Origin of the sequence: Streptomyces sp. NBC_00162 (assembly GCF_024611995.1) — a bacterium.
Taxonomy (GTDB): domain Bacteria; phylum Actinomycetota; class Actinomycetes; order Streptomycetales; family Streptomycetaceae; genus Streptomyces.
The window spans coordinates 5,571,911-5,591,209 of record NZ_CP102509.1 but is presented as its reverse complement, the minus strand read 5'-3'; the positions used below and the strand labels follow the sequence as shown (position 1 = coordinate 5,591,209).

The following is a 19,299-nucleotide window of genomic DNA, read 5'->3' as shown; positions in this document are numbered from 1 at the left end:
TACTCCCCCCGTAGTCCCACGTCCTGGTGCGGACGAGGATAGCCAGCGCCGCACGGCCGCATCCGCCTCGTCTACCCTCGGTCGGGTGATCGACTACGTGAACCGGCTCGGCGACGGCGCACCGCTGATCGGCCCGCCCCCCAAGGGCGCGGCCGTGGCCGTGTGGTCCCTGGACACCCGGCTGGACTCGGTCGCCGGACACCCGGTCGCCGAGGCCTCGGCGGTACTGGACGCGGCCGAACAGGAGCGGGCGGGAAGGCTCGTGCACCCCGCCGACCGGCACCGGTACCTCGCCTCGCACCTGGGCCTGCGCGCGCTGCTCGGCGGCTACCTGGGTCTGGCTCCGCACGAGGTCACCCTGGTCCGGGAGACGTGCCCGTGCTGCGGCGGCCCGCACGGGCGGCCCGCCGTGGCCGGCGGCGCGATCCACTTCTCCCTCTCGCACAGCGGCGACGTGGCCTACCTGGCCTTCGCCGGGGTGCCGGTCGGCATCGACGTGGAGGAGACACCGAGTACGGAGGCACTGACCGACGTACTGCCCCTGCTGCACCCGGCGGAGATCGCCGAGCTGAACGCCCTGCCCGAGGCGGACCGGCGGACCGCGCTGGCCCGCGTCTGGTGCCGCAAGGAGGCCTGCCTCAAGGCCGACGGCACGGGCCTCGCCCTCGGCTTGGTAGACCCGTACGTGGGCTCGGCCCCGGCCCCGGCCCCCGTCCCGGGCTGGACCGTCCGCGACCTCCCGGCCCCCACGGACTACGCGGCGGCCCTGGCCGTGCGGGCCTAGACCCGCCGGCCGCGTTCGACGGCGACCGTCGTCTCGGGCTCGGTGAGCACCGCCCCCACGGCCTCGGGCGTCTGCCGCCACGCCGCGGCGAAGTTCTCCTCACCATGTGTCATCCCCGCATTATCGTGGCCGCCATGGACATCCGCCGGGCCCTCACCCCCGCCGAGCTCACCGCTGCCGAGCCCCTCTTCGACGGGCCCGCCCGCGAGGAGTGGGCCGAGCGCTTCCTCGCCGCCCCGGGGCATCTCCTGCTCATCGCCTATGTGGACGGCGTGCCCGCCGGGATGGTCTCCGGCGTCGAGATGACCCACCCCGACAAGGGCACCGAGATGTGCCTGTACGAGCTCTCCGTGGACGAGGGGTACCGCCGCCGCGGGATCGGCCGCGCCCTGACCCTCGCGCTCGCGGACGAGGCCAAGGCCCGTGGCTGTTACGGCATGTGGGTGGGGGTCGACTCGGACAACGAGGCGGCCCTCGCCACCTATGCCGCGGCCGGAGCCCGCGACGAGGGCGTCTTCGCCATGCGCGGCTGGCCCCTCACCACCTCGTAGCCCGCGCGGCGGCGTGTCGTGCGCCCACTCGGCGCACCCTCCGCGCGCCCCCGCCACCGTTCGCCGAGCATCGGCCACATGACCGCATTCGCCGCCCTCCTCCCGGCCGCCGCCCTCCTCGCGACGGCCGGCACGGCCACCGTCCTGCCCCCGCCGCACTTCGACGCCGCCGCTGCCACTGCCACTGCCGGGACCGCCCCGTACGTCGTCGTCCTGAAGGACACCGCCTCCCGCGCTCCGGCCCGCGCCCTGGCCTCCGAGGCGGCGGAGGCCGGGGACGAGGTCTCGGCCGTCTACGACACCGTCCTGAACGGCTTCGCCGTCCGCACCACCGCCACCCGGGCCGCCGCCCTGGCCGCCGACCCCCGGGTGGTCTCGGTGGAACCGGACGCGGAGTTCCACACCACCGACACGCAGCCCCAGGCCCCTTGGCCGCTGGACCGGATCGACCAGCGCGAGCTCCCGCTCGACGGCTCGTACACGTACCCGAGAAGGGCCGTCGGCGTCACCGTCTACGTCGTGGACACCGGGATCAACGTCCGCCACCGGGAGTTCGGCGGCCGCGCCCGGGCCGGCTACAACGGGCTGTTCCTCCAGACCTCCGGCGACTGCAACGGCCACGGCACGCACGTCGCGGCGACCGTGGGCGGGGAGACGTACGGGGTGGCGAAGGGGGTCTCGCTCGTCTCGGTGAAGGTGGCCGACTGCCAGGGTTCCGGGCGTCTTTCGGCCATGATCGGCGGCATCGAGTGGATGGTGAAGAACGCCGCCAAGTCCCCGGCCACCCCGGCGGTCGCCAACATGAGCATGGGCGGCACCCCCAGCCGCGCCCTCGACGCGGCGGTCACCCGGGCCATCGCCTCCGGGATCACCTTCGTCGTGGCCGCCGGAAACGACGGCAAGAACGCCTGCGCCGGATCCCCGGCCCGCGTCCCGCAGGCCGTCACGGTCGGCGCTACCGACGCCGAGGACCGGCACGCGCGGTTCTCCAGCCACGGCCGCTGCGTGGACCTCTCGGCGCCCGGCGTGTCCGTCGTCTCGGCCTGGAAGGGCTCCACCACCGCCACCGCCCGGTCCTCCGGCACCTCGATGGCCACCCCGCACGTGGCCGGAGTCGCGGCTCTGATCCGCGCCGACGGCACCGGGAAGACCCCGCAGCAGGTCGCCGGGGCGCTGCTGCGCAGCGCCGTGCCCGACCGGATCACGGGACTCCCGGCAGGCACCCCGAACCTCCTGCTCCACACCCCCACCGAACGCTGAGGCCCCACCGACCAGTCGGTATCCGACGTGTCATCAGACCTGCCCTGATGGCACATCAATTTCTGTGTGCTTCAGGCGAAAACAAGTCATTGACTTCTCATCACGGCGACGCGTCAATGTCGGCCACCGCACCGGCTCGACCTCCCCCACACAGCGGGTGGGGGGAGGGGTTCGTCATGACGAAGGAGTCGCGACCCAGTGAGTACGAATACGCTCAGACGAAGAGTGCTGGCCGGGGCAGGAGCCCTTTCCCTGGCCCTGACGGGCGGTGTGGTGGGCCTGGCCGGCTCCGCGCAGGCCGCGACGAAAACCACCCCCGTCTTCGAGAACTGTGACGCCCCGGCCCCGCAGGCGGACGGTTCGGGCAACCAGAACTACACGATCACCCTGCCCGACGGCGCGAAGGCCGGCGACGTCGTCCCGATCACCATCGACCCGGGTGCGAGCCCGCTGGTCCCGGGCTTCTCCGTCACGACGGTGAACACCTCCAAGATCACCCTCAAGGTCGGGGCGACCACCCAGGTGGTCACCAGTCCGCCCGAGACCGTCAGCGTCGTGGCCGGGCAGCCGCTCGACCCCAAGGCCTTCTCCGGAACCATCAAGATCCCCGACGGCACCGAGGGCACCACGGTCAATGTCGCCCTCGACCTGGCGGTGACCGACGCGGACCTCTCCGGTTCGATCTTCACGACCACCTGCACTCCGGCGCCGCGCCCCAGCGCCTCCCTCGGCTCGGTCGCCGTGGAAGCCCTGCCCAAGGACCCGGTCACCACCAAGCTGGCGCCCAACAGCGGCCCGGCGGGCACCGCCGTCGTCGCCACCGGCGCCAACTTCCCGGCCGGCCCCGTCACCTGCTCCGCCCTGCTCGCGGGCGCGGCGACCGGTGACACCGGTGCGGGAACGGCGGACGCGTCGGGCGCCGCCACCTGCAACATCACGGTCACCAAGAAGGCCGACACGATCAAGATCGACGGCTCGATCACCCCGTACAAGGCCTTCGTGTTCCTGGAGGAGCAGGCGGGCGTGAAGAACCCGGTCGACGTCGAGGTCCTGCCCGGACCGCTGGCCCTCGGCCCGAAGGACGGCCAGCCGGCCGTCAGCTTCGGTGCGGTGACCATCAACGGCAAGTCCCAGTCGGTGGTCGGCGTCTTCAACGCCGCGACCGTCCAGGACTTCCGCGGCGGCTCGCTCGGCTGGGACGTGACGGCGACCCGTACGCCGTTCCTGAACCAGGCCACCGGCCACTCGATGGCGAAGGCGCAGATCGGCATCCAGCCGTCCTGCACCGTGACCAACCCGGACAGCCCGAGCACCTGCACCGCGGGCACCCCCGGCGCGATCTCCGAAACCCCGATGAAGGTGGCCTCCCAGGCGGCCGGCGGGGATGAGCTGACCGGTGGTGAGTTCGCCGTCGGCGGCGCGGGGATGATCCAGCTCCCGCCGTTCATGTTCGCCGACACCTACCAGTCGGTGGTCACCTTCTCCATCGCCTGACCCGGTCCGACCGGTCCCAGGGTGGTGCGGCGCTCCGGCGCCGCACCACCCCTTCCCTCTTTCCGCGACGGCTGGAGAACCCGCCCATGCGCACCCGCACCTCTCTGTACGGTCTGCTCGCCGGCCTGCTGCTGCTGGGCGCGGGCCTGCTCCCGGCCGCCACCGCGACGGCGGCGGACAACGGCACCTGGGGGGTGTTCCCCACGCCCTCGGCGGGTGCGGCGATGACCGACCGCGCCTACTTCTTCCACCAGGGCGCGGCCGGGTCCACCGTCCAGGACAGCGCGACGATCCTGAACTCCTCCGACAAGGAGCTGACGTTCCAGGTCTTCGCCACCGACGCGATGAACACCCCGGCGGGCGGTGCCTTCGCCCTGCTGCCGGTGGAGACGGAGCCCAAGGACGTCGGCGCGTGGATCGGGCTGCCGCCGGAGACGGCGACCACGGTGACCGTGCCGGCCAAGGGCCGCAAGGACATCCCGTTCACCGTGAAGGTCCCGGCGGACGCGACGCCCGGCGACCACGTCGGCGGGATCGTGGCCCTGAACACCGCCGTGGAGGGCGTGCAGCAGGAGGGCAAGGTCCAGGTCGGGGTGAAGCGCTCGGTGGGCGCCCGGCTGTACTTCCGGGTGCCGGGCCCGGTGACCGCCGGGCTGAGCGTGGAGGACGTGAAGGTCAGCCGCTCGGCGCCACTGCTGCCGTGGGTCGGGGACGCCCGCGCCACGATCTCGTACGCGCTGGTCAACCGGGGCAACGTGGTCGTGGAACCGAGGGTGACGGTCACCGCCGAGGGACTGTTCGGGCGCGAGGTGCTGAACCGTCCGGCCCGCGAGCTGAAGCTGGTGCTGCTGCCGGGCCAGCGCATCGAACTGACCGAACCCTGGCCGGACGCCCCCCAGTCGGACTGGGTGACGGTCACCGTCGCGGCCGGCGCCGCGGCCTACCCCGATCTCGCCTCGGAGTCCGCGACCGACTTCGTCGCCGTACCGTGGCCCGCCGCGGGCGCGGCCCTGGTACTGGCGGGCGCGGCCATCGCCTTCTGGGGGCTCCGGCGCCGCCGCCGCGCGGCCGGGGAACAGCCGGAAACCTCCCCGGACCTGGCCCGCACGCACTGACCGGCCGCGCGACAGCAGGAACCCCCGGCCGGTGAGGGTTGGCCGGGGGTTCTGCGTACCGGGGCGACGGGCAGGCGTCAGTGGTTGCGGGGGAAGCCCAGGTCCACGCCCGCCGGGGCGTCCGAGGGGTCCGGCCAGCGGGTCGTGACGACCTTGCCGCGCGTGTAGAAGTGGATGCCGTCGTTGCCGTAGATGTGGTGGTCGCCGAAGAGCGAGTCCTTCCAGCCACCGAAGGAGTGGTAGCCCACCGGCACCGGGATCGGGACGTTGACGCCGACCATGCCCGCCTCGATCTCCAGCTGGAAGCGGCGGGCCGCGCCGCCGTCGCGGGTGAAGATCGCGGTGCCGTTGCCGAACGGCGAGGCGTTGATGAGCGCCACGCCCTCCTCGTAGGTCTCCGTGCGCAGCACGCACAGCACCGGGCCGAAGATCTCGTCGCGGTAGGCGTCGGAGTCGGTCTTCACGTTGTCGAGCAGGGACAGGCCGATCCAGTGGCCGTTCTCGTTCCCGTCGACCGTGTAGCCGGTACCGTCCAGGACCACGTCGGCGCCCTGGTCGGCCGCGCCCTTCACGTACGAGGCGACCTTGTCGCGGTGGGCGGCCGTGATCAGCGGGCCCATCTCGGAGGTCGGGTCGTTGCCGGGGCCGATCTTGATCTTCTCGGCGCGCTCGCGGATCTTGTCGACGAGGGTGTCGGCGATGGAGCCGACGGCCACGACGGCGGAGATCGCCATGCAGCGCTCACCGGCCGAGCCGTAGGCGGCGGAGACGGCCGCGTCGGCGGCCGCGTCCAGGTCGGCGTCCGGGAGCACCAGCATGTGGTTCTTGGCGCCGCCCAGCGCCTGGACGCGCTTGCCGTTGGCGGAGGCGGTGGTGTGGATGTGGCGGGCGATCGGGGTCGAGCCCACGAAGGAGACGGCCGCGATGTCGGGGTGGGCCAGCAGGGCGTCCACCGCGACCTTGTCGCCGTGCACCACGTTGAGCACGCCCGCCGGCAGACCGGCCTCGCTCATCAGCTCGGCCAGCTTGTTGGAGGCGGAGGGGTCCTTCTCGCTGGGCTTGAGGATGAAGGTGTTTCCGCAGGCCACGGCCAGCGGGAACATCCACATCGGCACCATCGCCGGGAAGTTGAAGGGGGTGATGCCCGCGACCACGCCCAGCGGCTGGCGGATGGAGGAGACGTCGACGCGGTTGGAGACCGAGGTCGACAGCTCGCCCTTGAGCTGCGTGGTGATCCCGCAGGCCAGCTCGACGATCTCCAGGCCGCGCGCGACCTCGCCCAGCGCGTCCGAGTGGACCTTGCCGTGCTCGGCGGTGATCAGCTCGGCGATGGCGTCGCGGTTGGCGTCCAGCAGGGCGCGGTAGGCGAACAGCACCTTGGTGCGGGCGGCCAGCGAGGACTGGCCCCAAGTCTGGAAGGCCTCCTTCGCGACCTGCACGGCCGCGTCGACCTCTTCGGCCGAGGCGAGCGCGACCTGGGTGGTGACCTCGCCGGTGGCCGGGTCGGTGACCGGGCCGTAGTTGCCCGACGCGCCCTCGACGGTCTTGCCACCGATCCAGTGGTTGACGGTCTTCATTTGCCTTGCTCCTTCACAGATGGCGACGTCGCTGCGCGGCTTGCCGGTCGTACTCTTCACGGGCCGCGGCCGCCGCCTTGCGGGTCGCGGTCTCGGCCACAGGAACATCCCACCACGCCTGTGCGGGGGGTGGGCCCGACACAGTGTCGGGCGTTCGGGTCTGTGTGTAGACACATGTGGGACGGTCCGCCGAGCGGGCCTCTGCGAGGGCTTCGCGCAGGTCACGCACGGTACGGGCGCGGAACACGGCCATCCCGAGGGAGGCCGCGTTCGCCGCGAGGTCCACCGGAAGGGGGTCCCCGCCGTACGAGGCGTCGGGCCCCCGGAAGCGGTACGCGGTGCCGAAGCCCTCGCCGCCCACCGCCCCCGACAGGCCGCCGATGGAGGCGTAGCCGTGGTTGTCGAGGATGACCATCCTGACCGGGATGCCCTCCTGGACGGCCGTGACGATCTCGGTCGGGTTCATCAGGTACGTGCCGTCGCCGACCAGCGCCCACACCGGGCGGCCGGGCGCGGCGAGCGCGACCCCGATCGCGGCCGGGATCTCGTAGCCCATGCAGGAGTAGCCGTACTCCACGTGGTACTGGTCCGCCGAGCGGGCCCGCCACAGCTTGTGCAGGTCGCCGGGGAGCGAGCCGGCCGCGTTGATCAGGATGTCCGTCTCGTCGACCAGGGCGTCCAGCAACCCGAGGACCTGGGCCTGGGTGGGCGGGAGGTCCTCGTCGGGGGCGGCGAAGGCCCGGTCGACGCGTGCCTCCCAGTCCGCCTTCCCCTGCCCGTACGCCGTCTCGTACGCGGGATCCACCCGGTGGCCGGCGAGCTCCGCCCTGAGCTCGTCGAGCCCCTCGCGCGCGTCGGCGACCAGCGGCAGGGCGGCGAGCTTGTGGGCGTCGTACGGGTCGAGGTTGAGGCCAATGAACCGGACGATCGGGTTCCGGAAGAGGGTCGCGGAGGCGGTGGTGAAATCGGTCAGCCGGGTCCCGGCGGCGATGACGAGGTCTGCCTCCCGGGCGAGGCCGTCGGCGGTCGCCGTCCCCGTGTGCCCGATCCCGCCGACCTCGGCGGGGTGGTCGTACGGGAGCACGCCCTTGCCCGCCTGGGTCGTGGCCACCGGGATCCCGGTGGCCACGGCGAACTCCGCCAGAGCCGCCTGGGCCGCGCTGTGCCGGATCCCGCCGCCCGCAACGATCAGCGGGCGCGCGGCCGACCGTACGGCCTGGGCCGCCGCGGCCAGCTCGGCGCGGTCGGGCCGGGGCCGGCGCACGCCCCACACGCGCTCGGCGAAGAACTCCTCGGGCCAGTCGTACGCCTCCGCCTGCACGTCCTGCGGCAGCGCCAGGGTGACGGCCCCGGTCTGGACGGGGTCGGTGAGGACCCGCATGGCCTGGAGGGCGGCCGGGATCAGGGCCTCGGGGCGGGTGATCCGGTCGAAGTGGCGGGAGACGGGCCGCAGGGCGTCGTTGACGGAGAGGTCCCCCGCGTACGGGACTTCCAGCTGCTGCAGGACGGGGTCGGCGGGCCGGGTGGCGAAGGTGTCGCCGGGCAGCAGGAGCACCGGGATCCGGTTGATCGTGGCGAGGGCGGCTCCGGTGACGAGGTTGGTGGCGCCGGGCCCGATGGAGGTGGTCACGGCGTGCGCGGAGAGCCGCCCGCTCTGGCGGGCGTACCCGACGGCGGCGTGCACCATGGCCTGCTCGTTGCGTCCCTGGAGGAAGGGCATCGACTCGTGGCCGGTCTCCAGGAGGGCCTGGCCGATGCCCGCCACGTTCCCGTGCCCGAAGATCCCCCAGGTGGCCGCGATCAGCCGGTGCCGCCGGCCGTCGCGTTCGGTGTACTGGCGGGCGAGGAAGGCGACGAGGGCCTGCGCGACGGTGAGTTTCATCGGGGTGCCTCCGTCTGCGGGTACGCCTGGGGGTAGGGCAGCCGGGGGTCGATGTCCTGGCCGTCCCAGGTCGACCGGATCCAGCCGTGGTCGGGGTGGTCGCGGATCAGCCACTCCCTCGTCGCGCCCGGACCCGCCATCACGTTGAGGTAGTACATGTCGTGCCCGGGGGCGGCGATGGAGGGCCCGTGCCAGCCGTCCGGGATGAGCACGGCGTCCCCGGTCCGCACCTCGGCGAGGACATCGGTCTTCCCGGCCGGGGAGGGGGTGACGCGCTGGTAGCCGAGCCCGGGGGTGTCCCCGTGCGGGGCGATCTCGAAGTAGTAGATCTCCTCGAGCCGGGACTCCTCGCCGGGGTGGTGCTCGTCGTGCTTGTGGGGCGGGTACGAGGACCAGTTCCCGCCGGGGGTGAGCACCTCGACTGCAATGAGCCGGTCGCAGTCGAAGCCACCCGGGCCGGCGGCGGCGAAATTGTTGACCTGCCGGGAGCACTGCCCGGCGCCGCGCAGCTCGACGGGGACGGCCTCGGCCGGTCCGTACCGGGCCGGCAGCACCGTGTCGCAGCGCGCGCCGACGAGCGCGAAGCGGCCGCCGTCTGCGGAGGTGACCTCGACATGGCTGTCGCGCGGCACGTAAGCGAAGTCGGTGACGGAGTCGAACACCCCCGTCCGCCCCCGCAGTTCGAAGACTTGCGGTCCGCTGCCGGGGGCTCCGCCCCCGGACCCCCGCGCCTCAAACGCCGGCGGGGCTGGAATTGCCCTCCGGGCAAGCCAGCCCGCCGGCGTTTGAGGCGCGGGGTCTGGGGCGGAGCCCCAGCAGCGGACCTGGCAGGCGCCCGAGAGCGGGAGCACGATCCACTCGGCGTCCCCGCAATCGTGCGCGTACACCTCCCCCGGCTCCAGCGCCAGCACCCGCAGCCGCGTCCAGGCCATCCCCCACTCAGACACCACCGGCACGCCCTAGCACCTCCTCCACCTCGTGAGAGAACGGCATGGCCGTCGAGCACGCCAGCCGCGAAGCCACGATCGCCCCGGCCGCGTTCGCGTACCGCATCACCCGCTCCGGCTCCCACCCCGCGAGCAGCCCGTGGCACAGCGCACCGCCGAACGCGTCCCCGGCCCCGAGGCCGTTGACCACCTGGACGGGAACCGGCGGGACCTCCGCCACCGTTCCGTCGCGGTGGACCGCCAGCACGCCCTCCGGGCCCCGTTTGACCACCGCCAGTTCCACCCCGGTGGCGAGCAGTGCCCGCGCCGCCGCGTACGGCTCCGATTCGCCGGTGGCGATCGCGCACTCCTCGGTGTTGCCGACGGCCACCGTCGCCAGGGCCAGCGCCCGCTCGTAGTACGGGCCGGGCTTCTCGCGCCACAGCGTCGGCCGCCAGTCCAGGTCGAAGACGGTGGTCCCGGACTTCGCGCGGGCCTCCAGCGCGGCCAGTGTGGCCGCTCGGCTCGGCTCCTCGCTCAGGCCGGTGCCCGTCATCCAGAAGACGCGGGCCTCCCGTACCGCCTCCAGGTCCAGGTCCTCCGCCCCGATCTCCAGATCGGGGGCCTTGGGCAGCCGGTAGAAGTACAGCGGGAAGCGGTCGGGCGGGAAGATCTCGCAGAAGGTGATCGGCGTGGGGTAGTCGGCGACCTCGGCCACCCACCGGTCGTCCACCCCGAACCCCCGCAGCTCGGAGCGCAGGTACGCGCCGAACGGGTCCGCGCCGGTGCGGGTGATCATCGCCACGCGTCGGCCCAGCCGGGCGGCCGCGACGGCCACGTTCGCCGGGGAGCCGCCCAGGAACTTGCCGAAGGTGTCCGCTTCCTCCAGTGGTACGCCGGTCGTCAACGGGTAGAGATCCACCCCGATCCGCCCCATCGTGATCAGGTCGAACGCCAACCTGTCGCCGGTCACAGTCAGTCCTCCCACTCGTCCCACCGTCTTCACCGTCCCTTCGAGCCTCGCACCCTAAGGTGGCCGCTATGACGTCCTCCCCGCCCGCGTTGACCCGTATCCGCGTCGGTTCGGCTCCGGACTCCTGGGGTGTCTGGTTTCCCGACGACCCCGCGCAGACTCCCTGGGAGCGTTTCCTCGACGAGGTCGCCGACGCGGGGTACGAATGGATCGAGCTCGGCCCCTACGGCTACCTGCCCACCGATCCCGCGCGACTCGCCGAGGAAACGGCCAAGCGCGGGCTGCGGGTCTCGGCCGGCACCGTCTTCACCGGACTCCATCACGGGCCCGCCGTGTGGGAGGACACCTGGGAGCACGTGTCGCGGATCGCGGCCCTCACCCAGGCCATGGGCGCGGCCCATCTCGTGGTCATCCCCTCCTTCTGGCGGGACGACAAGACGGGCGAGGTGCTGGAGGACCGCACCCTCACCCCCGGGCAATGGCGTGAACTGGCCTCCCAGACCGAGCGGCTGGGCCGGGAGGTCCAGGACCGGTACGGCCTGCGGATCGTGGTCCACCCCCATGCCGACACGCACATCGACACACCTTCGAACGTGGCCCGGTTCCTGGACGCCACCGACCCTGGCCTCGTCTCCCTCTGCCTGGACACCGGTCACTACGCGTACTGCGGGGGCGACAGCGTCCAGGCCATCGAGACCTTCTCCGAGCGGATCGGCTACCTCCATCTCAAGCAGGTGGACCCGCGGATCCTCGCCGAAGTGGTCGCGGAGCAGCTGCCCTTCGGTCCGGCCGTGGGGCGCGGGGTGATGTGCGAACCGCCGTCGGGGGTGCCGGCCCTGGAGCCGGTGCTGGCGGCGGCCCAGCGGCTCGGAGTGGACCTGTTCGCCATCGTGGAACAGGACATGTACCCCTGCGAGCCCGACCGGCCGCTGCCGATCGCCCGCCGCACCCGCGCCTACCTGCGCTCCTGCGGCGCCCGCTGACTTCCCGGGAGGAACACGACATGAGCACGCTCGGCATCGCCGTCATCGGTACGGGGAAGATGGGCGCCGACCACGTCCGCCGGATCGGGCGGACGGTCGGCGGGGCCCGGGTGGTGGCGGTGGCCGACCCGGACGGGGACCGGGTCAAGGAGGTCGCCGGCGCCCTGGACGGAGCCGGTGCGCACACCGACCCGGCGGCCGCGATAGCAGCGCCCGGGGTGGAGGCCGTACTGATCGCCTCCCCGGGGCCCGCGCACGAGGAGGCGATCGGGCTCGCCCTGGAACGGGGGCTGCCCGTGCTGTGCGAGAAGCCGCTGACCCCGGACCCGGCGGGGGCGCTGCGCATCCTGGAGGCCGAGCAGCGCCTGGGGCGGCGGCTGGTCCAGGTGGGGTTCATGCGCCGGTACGACGCCGAGTACGAGCGGCTGAAGGAGCTGCTGGACGCGGGCGGGATCGGGCGGCCGCTCTTCCTGCACTGCCGGCACCGCAACGCCTCCTCGCCGTCCTTCTTCACCAGCGACATGCTGATCAGCGACTCCGTGGTGCACGAGGTGGACGCGGCCCGCTGGCTGCTGGGGCAGGAGATCACGGCGGTGTCCGTGCTCTCCCCCACCCCTTCCTCGGCGGCTCCCGAGGGGCTGCGCGATCCCCGGCTGGTGCTGCTGGAGACCTCGGGCGGGGCCGTCGTGGACGTGGAGATCTTCGTCAACTGCGGCTTCGGCTACCAGGTGCAGTGCGAGGCGGTCGGCGAGTCCGGCAGTGCCCGGATCGGTGACGGTCACGCGATGGTGGTGCAGTCGGCGGGCCGGTGGGGCGGCGAGATCGACCAGGACTTCACGGTGCGCTTCGCCGACGCCTACGACCGGCAGCTGCGGCGCTGGGTGGCCGCGGCCGCGCGGGGCGGGGTGGCCGGTGCGGACGCGTGGGACGGCTACGCGGCCGCCGCCGTCTCGGAGGCGGGCCTCGCGGCCGCGCGCAGCGGCGTACGGACCCCGGTGGAGCTGGTTGAGCGGCCGGCCCTCTACCGCTGAAACCCTGCTGCCGCTGAGCCACTTGTGCACCCCTGTGCCGCATCTGTCACAGGGGTCGCCTTTGTGTCACACATATCCGCATTACGCGGGTTTTCCGTCACAGGCGTTCGACAGCCCCTCCCCTGCCCTCACCTCGCGTCGTTCCCCGGGCACAACCCGAGTGATCGGCAGTGTCCACGCGCCGGCTCCCCCGACGGCCTCCCGGCCGGCCCCCGCGGCGTGGACAAGGAGGTGCGTCATGAGCGACCGACAGCTGTGGTCGTACAAGGAGATCGCTGCTCACATCCGGGTCCAGCCCGACACCGTGCGCTCCTACCGGAAGCACGGCCTGCTCCCCCCACCCGACCATGTGGAGGGCGCAAAGCCCTATTGGTACGCCGACACGATCCGCACCTGGGTGGCCCGACGCCCGGGCAACCGGGGCCGCCGCGAGGACTGACCCGCCCGCGGTTGCGGTACGGGGCCACGCGGGGCCCCGTACCGCACCGCGGTCTTTCCCCTCAGCCCCTGGCTAGGCCGCCCCGGCAGGCACCTTCTCCGAATCCGAGTCCGGCTCCGGCTCCGGCTCCGGCTCCGCCACCGGCGGCAGGGACTCCCCTTCGCTCAGTCCGAACCTCTCGTGGAGCCTGCGCAGCGGGCCCGGGGCCCACCAGGTGGCCTTCCCGGTCAGCTTCATGACCGCCGGGACCAGGAGGCTGCGTACGACCATGGCGTCCATCAGCACCGCCAACGCGATCCCGAGCCCCAGCATCTTGGTGTTGGTCACCCGCGAGGTGCCGATGGCCACCATCACCACGGCCAGGATCACGGCCGCCGCGGTGATCAGCCCGCCGGTGCGGGCCAGGCCGGTGCGCACGGCCCCCTCGTGGTCCCCGGTCCGGTCGTACTCCTCCTTGATCCGGGATATGAGGAACACCCCGTAGTCCATGGAGAGTCCGAAGGCGATGCAGAACATCAGCACCGGCAGGGTGGTCTCGATGTCGCCGGTGGAGGTGAAGGAGAGCAGTCCGGAGAGGTTGCCCTCCTGGAAGACCCACACCACCGCCCCGAACATCGCGGTCAGGCTCAGGGCGTTGAGCAGGATCGCCTGGAGCGGTATGAGCAGGCTGCCGGTGAGCAGGAACACCAGCAGCAGCGTGGCGAGCACCACCAGGGCCAGCGCCACGGGCAGCTTCTCGGCTATCGCCTTCTGGGCGTCGACGAGGACCGCCGCCTCTCCGGTCACGGAGGTCCGGAAGTCCGCGTCCACCTTCCGCACCTCGCCGACCAGGTCCTGGGCCTGCTGCCCCACCGCCTCGCCTTCGGTGGCCACCGAGAAGTAGGCGTACCGCTCCCCGTTCGCGGCGCTCACCGGCCCGTCGACCCGGACCACTCCGGGCAGGAGAGCCAGGTGTTCCCGGTAGGCGGCGAGCTCGGCGGGTCCGGCCGCATCCTCGGTGAGGACGGTGACCGTTCCGCCGGCGCTGCCCGGGAAGGAGTCCCGGATCTGCTGCTGGACCACATGCGACTCCGCGGTCTTCGGCAGCTGCCGGTCGTCCACGGTGCCGAACTTCACGCCGAGGAAGGGCAGTCCGAGGAGCAGCAGTCCCGCCGTCGTGGCCACCGCGAACACCGGGGCCCGGCGCATCACCAGAAGAGCCACTCGTGCCCAGCCCCGTCCCGGTTCCGCCGGGGCGCCGGCCGGGCGCCCGCGCAGCCACAGCCGCCGCAGGTCCAGGGAGTTGACCCGCTCGCCGAGCAGCACCAGGGCCGCGGGCAGCAGGATCAGCGCGGCCGCCGCGGCGAGCAGGACCACCGCCACCCCGGCATAGGCGAAGGAGCGCAGGAAGTACATCGGGAAGAGCAGCATCGCCGAGAGCGAGACCGCGACGGTCAGCGCCAAGAACAGCACGGTGCGCCCGGCGGTGCGCAGGGTGGCTCCGACGGCGGCCACCGGGTCCCGTCCGGCGGCGAGTTCCTCGCGGAACCTGCGGACGATGAACAGGGCGTAGTCGATGGCGAGCCCGAGTCCGAGCGCGGTGGTCAGGTTCTGGGCGAAGACGGAGACGTCGGTGAACTCGGTGAGGCCGCGCAGCACCGCATTGGTGCCGAGGATGGCCACGATGCCGACGCCGAGGGGCAGCAGGGCGGCGACGGCGCTGCCGAAGACGAGGATGAGCAGGACGAGGGTGACCGGCAGGGCGATCACCTCGGCGCGCAGCAGGTCCTCCTGGATGGTGGCGGTCACCTCGCGCTGGACCGCGACCGGCCCGCCGAAGGAGACCCGCACCGGACCGTGCTCACCCCGGAAGCGCGGGGCGATCCGGTCCAGCACCCCGGTGGCGGTCTTCTCGTCGCCCAGGACCCGGGCTGCGATGAGGGCCTGCCGGCCGTCCTCGGAGCGCAGGGCGGGCAGCTGCGTGCGCCAGTACGAGCCGACGCCGATGACCCCCTGCTCGGCGGCGAGCTGCGCCGTGAGCCGCTCCGCCTCGGCGGCGACGGCGGGATCGTCCACTCCGGCGGCCCCCGGGCCGGAGTCGACGAGCAGCAGCAGATTGGGCTGGGAGGCCGGGAACTCGCGCTCCAGCGCCTTGGCGGCGTAGGTGGACTGGGCGCCCGGGTCCTCCCAGCCGCCGCTGCCCATCCGTTCGGCGGCGCCGCCGCCCGCGAACACGGCCAGTGCCGTGACCACCAGGGCGAGCAGCAGCGAGAGCCGCGGCCGGGCCGTGACGAACCGGGTCCACCTGCCGCTCTCCCCGGACGACGGCGGATTCTTGACTTCGGACATGACTCGGTGTCCCCTTCACCGTGATTGCCAGGCCGAATAGACTTGGCAAACACGAGCAGTCGCTCGCGTTTCCTCAGAATGCGAGCGATCACTCGCGTTTGTCAATCACCCACGGGAAGCAAGGGATTGGACATGCCGGGGACTCCCACGGGCAAAACAACCCAAAGCGGTGAAACCGCCGCGCCGCGCCGCCGCCAGGCACGTGGTGAGCGACGGGTCTCCCAGCTCCTGGCCGCCGCCGCCGGGGTGTTCTGCCGTACCGGCTACGCAGCGGCCAGCACCAACGCCATCGCCCGCGAGGCCGGGGTGTCGCCGGGCACGCTCTACCAGTTCTTCCCGAACAAGGAGGCCATCGCGGTCGAGCTCGGCGGCCAGCTGCTCCAGCGCGCCCACGAGATGCACGGACAGGCCTTCCTGCCCGAGAACCTCCAGCGGCCCCTGCCCGAGCTGCTGGATGCCGTACTGGACCCGGTCATCGCCTTCAACTGCGAGAACCCGGCCTTCTGGGCGCTCATGCACGGCTCCGGCATCCCCGGCGCCATGACCCAGGAACACGAGGAGCTGCACTCCGGACTCACCACCCGGGTCGAGGGCGTCCTGCACACCTTCTGCCCGGAGGCCACGCCCGCCGAGCTCGCCCACACCTCGAACATGATCCTGGGCATCTTCAAGGCCTCGCTGGACCTGATCCTGGCCCACGAGGGCACGGAACGCGCCGCGTACATCGCGGAGCTGAAGACCGTCCTGCTGCGCTACCTGGAGCCGATGGTCACCACGCCCCACTCCCCCTGACCCGCCCCCCGGCCCGACCCTCCGCACACCGGCCTCCCCTCCCCCGTACGGGCAGGCATGTCCAAAGAGCGGGCGCAGACACTCGCATTGATACCCCCTAGGGGTATAGTCTCGAAGTGTCGGGAGGACGGTGGAGTGACTCGCCGTCTTCCGGCGACCGCACACGCCCTCGAAGAGGAGAACGACATGACCGCCGAGACGGACACCCAGACCACCACCGTCTACCGCGTGACCGGCATGACCTGCGGGCACTGCGAGGGCGCGGTGACCACCGAGCTCTCCGCCCTGCCGGGCGTCCGCTCGGTCAAGGCCGTCGCCGCGACCGGCGAGGTCACCGTGACCTCGGCCGCCCCGCTGGCCGACGAGGACGTACGCGCCGCCGTGGACGAGGCGGGCTACGAGTTCGCCGGCCGGATCTGAGCCGATCCGAGCCTCCCCTTCGGCAGTACCCGCCGGGGCGCGCCGGCCAGCTCATACTGGTTCCATACGCCCCGGCCCTCCCCCTGGAGCCGGAAGATGACCAGCACAGTGCACGACGGACCCATAACGGCGGTCGAACTCTCGATCGGCGGGATGACCTGCGCCTCCTGCGCGGCCCGCATCGAGAAGAAGCTGAACCGGATGGACGGGGTCACCGCCACGGTGAACTACGCCACCGAGAAGGCGAAGGTCTCGTACGCGGGTGACGTACAGGTCGCCGATCTCATCGCGACCGTCGTGAAGACCGGGTACACCGCCGAGGAACCCCCGCCGCCGGAGCCGGAACCGGATCTCGACGCTCCGCGAGCGGAGCAGGCCCAGGAAACCGCGGCGGACGTACGGGACCCCGCGCTCGCCGCGCTGCGCCAGCGGCTGCTCGTGTCCGCCGGCCTCGCCCTCCCCGTCGTCCTGCTCGCCATGGTCCCGGCCCTCCAGTTCGACAACTGGCAGTGGCTCTCGCTGACCCTCGCCGCGCCCGTCGTCGTCTGGGGCGCCCTCCCCTTCCACCGGGCCGCCTGGACGAACGCCCGGCACGGCGCCGCCACCATGGACACCCTGGTCTCGGTGGGCACCCTCGCCGCCTTCGCCTGGTCCCTGTGGGCCCTGTTCTTCGGCCACGCGGGCATGCCCGGCATGCGGCACGGGTTCGCCCTCTTCACAGTTCAGGGGGGCACGATCTCCCGTACGGACGGCTCCTCCGCCATCTACCTGGAGGTCGCGGCAGGCGTCGTCAGCTTCATCCTGCTCGGCCGCTACCTGGAGGCCCGCTCGAAGCGCAAGGCGGGCGCGGCCCTCAAGGCCCTGCTGGAACTGGGTGCCAAGGACGTCGCCCTGCTGCGCGAGGGCCGGGAGATCCGCATCCCGGTGAGCGCGCTCGCGGTCGGCGACCGGTTCGTCGTCCGCCCCGGCGAGAAGATCGCCACCGACGGCACGGTCGTCGAGGGCAGCTCCGCCGTGGACGCCTCCATGCTCACCGGCGAGTCCGTCCCGGTCGAGGTCTCCGTCGGCGACTCCGTCACCGGCGCCACCGTCAACGCGTCCGGCCGGCTGGTCGTCGAGGCCACCCGGATCGGCTCCGACACCCAGCTCGCCCGGATGGCCCGGATGGTCGAGGACGCGCAGAACGGCAAGGCCGAGGTCCAGCGCCTCGCCGACCGGATCTCCGCGGTCTTCGTGCCCGTGGTCCTGCTGCTCGCGCTCGGCACCTGGGTCACCTGGCTGCTGATCACCGACAACCCCACCGCCGCCTTCACCGCCGCGGTGGCCGTCCTGATCATCGCCTGCCCGTGCGCCCTGGGCCTGGCCACCCCGACCGCGCTGATGGTCGGCACCGGCCGGGGCGCGCAGCTCGGCATCCTGATCAAGGGTCCCGAGGTGCTGGAGTCCACCCGTCGCGTGGACACCGTCGTCCTGGACAAGACCGGGACCGTCACCACCGGCCGGATGACCCTGGCCGGGGTGCATCCCGCCGAAGGGGTCGACGAGAAGGAACTCCTGCGCCTCGCGGGCTCCCTGGAGCACGCCTCCGAGCACCCGATCGCCCGGGCCATCGCCACGGGGGCCGCCGGACGGGTGGGCGAGCTGCCGGTTCCGGAGGGCTTCGAGAGCCTCGCCGGGCTCGGCGTCCAGGGCGTGGTCGACGGACACGCCGTCCTGGTGGGCCGCGAACAGCTGCTGGCCGACTGGTCGATCGCCTTGCCGGCCTCCCTCGCGCGGGCCAAGTCGGCCGCCGAGGCCGCGGGCAGCACCGCCGTCCTCGTGGCCTGGGACGGCGCCGCGCGCGGGGTGCTGACCGTGGCCGACGCGGTCAAGGAGAGCAGCGCCGAGGCGGTCGCCCGGCTGCGGGCCCTGGGACTCACACCGGTCCTGCTGACCGGCGACAACAAGGCCGTCGCCGAGACGGTGGCCCGCGAGGTCGGCATCGACGAGGTGATCGCCGAGGTGCTCCCGCAGGACAAGGTGGACGTCGTACGCCGCCTCCAGGCCGAGGGCCGTACGGTCGCGATGGTCGGCGACGGGGTCAACGACGCGGCCGCGCTCGCCCAGGCCGACCTGGGCCTGGCCATGGGCACCGGCACGGACGCCGCCATCGAGGCGGGCGACCTGACCCTCGTACGGGGAGACCTGCGGGTGGCGGCGGACGCGATCCGGCTGTCCCGCCGGACCCTGGCCACCATCAAGGGCAACCTGTTCTGGGCCTTCGGCTACAACGTGGCGGCCCTGCCGCTGGCGGCCGCCGGCCTGCTCAACCCGATGATCGCGGGGGCGGCCATGGCCTTCTCATCGGTCTTCGTGGTGACCAACAGCCTCCGGTTGAGGTCCTTCCGGTAGTGGATCGCCTTCGCATCCCTCACACATCTCCTTCACAGGAGACGCAGATCACAGTGATGCCAACGTAACCATCCGGGGTCGGCACGGGTCTAATGGGGCGGTGCCAGGAACGTCTTGGGGGACGTTCCACGGAGGTCTTGGGGGACGTCCACGGGCACCGGCCGGCCGGGACACGTGCCCGCGGGAGGCTTTGAGCGGCCCTCCCGACCCGAACGGGTCCCGGCAGACACCGACGCCCCGGCTCGGGTCCCGTGGGGGGAATCCGTACCGGGGAAAGGAAAGCGCCCCGACCGTCGACCCGTGGGGGGATCGACGGCGGGGCGCTTTTCGTATGTCTGTGCGCGAGCCTCGGG

The 19,299-nt window shown here is 72.5% G+C and carries 16 protein-coding genes; 11 read left to right on the top strand and 5 right to left on the bottom strand.

Annotated features, from left to right (window positions below; translation table 11 throughout):
- Positions 1 to 85 precede the first annotated feature (85 nt).
- The 5 genes from JIW86_RS25980 (at position 86) to JIW86_RS25960 (ending at position 5,204) form a co-directional block, all read left to right on the top strand.
- A complete protein-coding gene (locus tag JIW86_RS25980; RefSeq protein WP_257556270.1) occupies positions 86 to 784 on the top strand; it encodes a 4'-phosphopantetheinyl transferase family protein in 699 nt (232 codons plus the stop codon).
- A 134-nt stretch (positions 785 to 918) separates the two neighbouring features.
- Complete coding sequence (locus JIW86_RS25975; protein WP_257556269.1) at positions 919 to 1,335, top strand: GNAT family N-acetyltransferase; 417 nt, start codon at positions 919 to 921, stop codon at positions 1,333 to 1,335.
- 78 nt (positions 1,336 to 1,413) lie between these two features.
- Positions 1,414 to 2,595 (top strand): S8 family peptidase, encoded by a 1,182-nt coding sequence (locus JIW86_RS25970; protein ID WP_257556268.1) that lies wholly within the window; start codon positions 1,414 to 1,416, stop codon positions 2,593 to 2,595.
- A 198-nt stretch (positions 2,596 to 2,793) separates the two neighbouring features.
- Positions 2,794 to 4,089: a hypothetical protein gene (locus JIW86_RS25965; RefSeq protein WP_215141299.1), complete on the top strand. Its 1,296-nt coding sequence runs from the start codon at positions 2,794 to 2,796 to the stop codon at positions 4,087 to 4,089.
- An 86-nt stretch (positions 4,090 to 4,175) separates the two neighbouring features.
- Positions 4,176 to 5,204 carry a DUF916 domain-containing protein gene (locus JIW86_RS25960; RefSeq protein ID WP_257556267.1) on the top strand — a complete coding sequence of 343 codons (1,029 nt, stop codon included), beginning with the start codon at positions 4,176 to 4,178 and terminating at the stop codon, positions 5,202 to 5,204.
- A 77-nt stretch (positions 5,205 to 5,281) separates the two neighbouring features.
- Here the strand turns inward: JIW86_RS25960 and JIW86_RS25955 are convergent, their stop codons facing one another.
- Genes JIW86_RS25955 through iolC form a run of 4 tightly spaced genes read right to left on the bottom strand, consistent with a single transcriptional unit; the run spans position 5,282 to position 10,562 of the window.
- A complete protein-coding gene (locus JIW86_RS25955; RefSeq protein WP_215141295.1) occupies positions 5,282 to 6,781 on the bottom strand; it encodes a CoA-acylating methylmalonate-semialdehyde dehydrogenase in 1,500 nt (499 codons plus the stop codon).
- A 13-nt stretch (positions 6,782 to 6,794) separates the two neighbouring features.
- Entirely contained in the window at positions 6,795 to 8,663 is a 1,869-nt protein-coding gene (iolD, locus tag JIW86_RS25950) for a 3D-(3,5/4)-trihydroxycyclohexane-1,2-dione acylhydrolase (decyclizing) (RefSeq protein WP_257556266.1), read from the bottom strand.
- Positions 8,660 to 9,619, bottom strand: a complete 960-nt coding sequence (iolB, locus tag JIW86_RS25945; RefSeq protein WP_416237600.1) for a 5-deoxy-glucuronate isomerase — start codon at positions 9,617 to 9,619, stop codon at positions 8,660 to 8,662. Before iolB ends, iolD begins: the two co-directional genes overlap by 4 nt.
- Complete coding sequence (gene iolC, locus JIW86_RS25940) at positions 9,603 to 10,562, bottom strand: 5-dehydro-2-deoxygluconokinase (RefSeq protein WP_263862071.1); 960 nt, start codon at positions 10,560 to 10,562, stop codon at positions 9,603 to 9,605. Before iolC ends, iolB begins: the two co-directional genes overlap by 17 nt.
- 68 nt (positions 10,563 to 10,630) lie before the next feature.
- Here iolC and JIW86_RS25935 point away from each other — a divergent pair, with 68 nt between their 5' ends.
- From JIW86_RS25935 to JIW86_RS25925, 3 genes are all read left to right on the top strand, one after another.
- The gene (locus tag JIW86_RS25935) at positions 10,631 to 11,545 is read left to right on the top strand and encodes a sugar phosphate isomerase/epimerase family protein (RefSeq protein WP_257556265.1); all 915 of its coding nucleotides are present in this window, start codon (positions 10,631 to 10,633) and stop codon (positions 11,543 to 11,545) included.
- 20 nt (positions 11,546 to 11,565) lie between these two features.
- Entirely contained in the window at positions 11,566 to 12,576 is a 1,011-nt protein-coding gene (locus tag JIW86_RS25930; RefSeq protein WP_257556264.1) for a Gfo/Idh/MocA family protein, read from the top strand.
- Positions 12,577 to 12,814: 238 nt separating this feature from the next.
- Positions 12,815 to 13,015, top strand: a complete 201-nt coding sequence (locus JIW86_RS25925) for a helix-turn-helix transcriptional regulator (protein WP_257556262.1) — start codon at positions 12,815 to 12,817, stop codon at positions 13,013 to 13,015.
- A 72-nt stretch (positions 13,016 to 13,087) separates the two neighbouring features.
- Here the strand turns inward: JIW86_RS25925 and JIW86_RS25920 are convergent, their stop codons facing one another.
- Entirely contained in the window at positions 13,088 to 15,343 is a 2,256-nt protein-coding gene (locus tag JIW86_RS25920) for an MMPL family transporter (RefSeq protein ID WP_257556261.1), read from the bottom strand.
- A 132-nt stretch (positions 15,344 to 15,475) separates the two neighbouring features.
- Here JIW86_RS25920 and JIW86_RS25915 point away from each other — a divergent pair, with 132 nt between their 5' ends.
- The 3 genes from JIW86_RS25915 (at position 15,476) to JIW86_RS25905 (ending at position 18,946) form a co-directional block, all read left to right on the top strand.
- On the top strand, positions 15,476 to 16,135 hold the full coding sequence (locus tag JIW86_RS25915; protein WP_257556260.1) for a TetR/AcrR family transcriptional regulator: 660 nt from the start codon (positions 15,476 to 15,478) through the stop codon (positions 16,133 to 16,135).
- A 186-nt stretch (positions 16,136 to 16,321) separates the two neighbouring features.
- Complete coding sequence (locus JIW86_RS25910) at positions 16,322 to 16,555, top strand: heavy-metal-associated domain-containing protein (protein ID WP_257559443.1); 234 nt, start codon at positions 16,322 to 16,324, stop codon at positions 16,553 to 16,555.
- A gap of 96 nt (positions 16,556 to 16,651) precedes the next feature.
- A complete protein-coding gene (locus tag JIW86_RS25905; RefSeq protein WP_257556259.1) occupies positions 16,652 to 18,946 on the top strand; it encodes a heavy metal translocating P-type ATPase in 2,295 nt (764 codons plus the stop codon).
- The last annotated feature ends 353 nt before the right edge of the window (positions 18,947 to 19,299 follow it).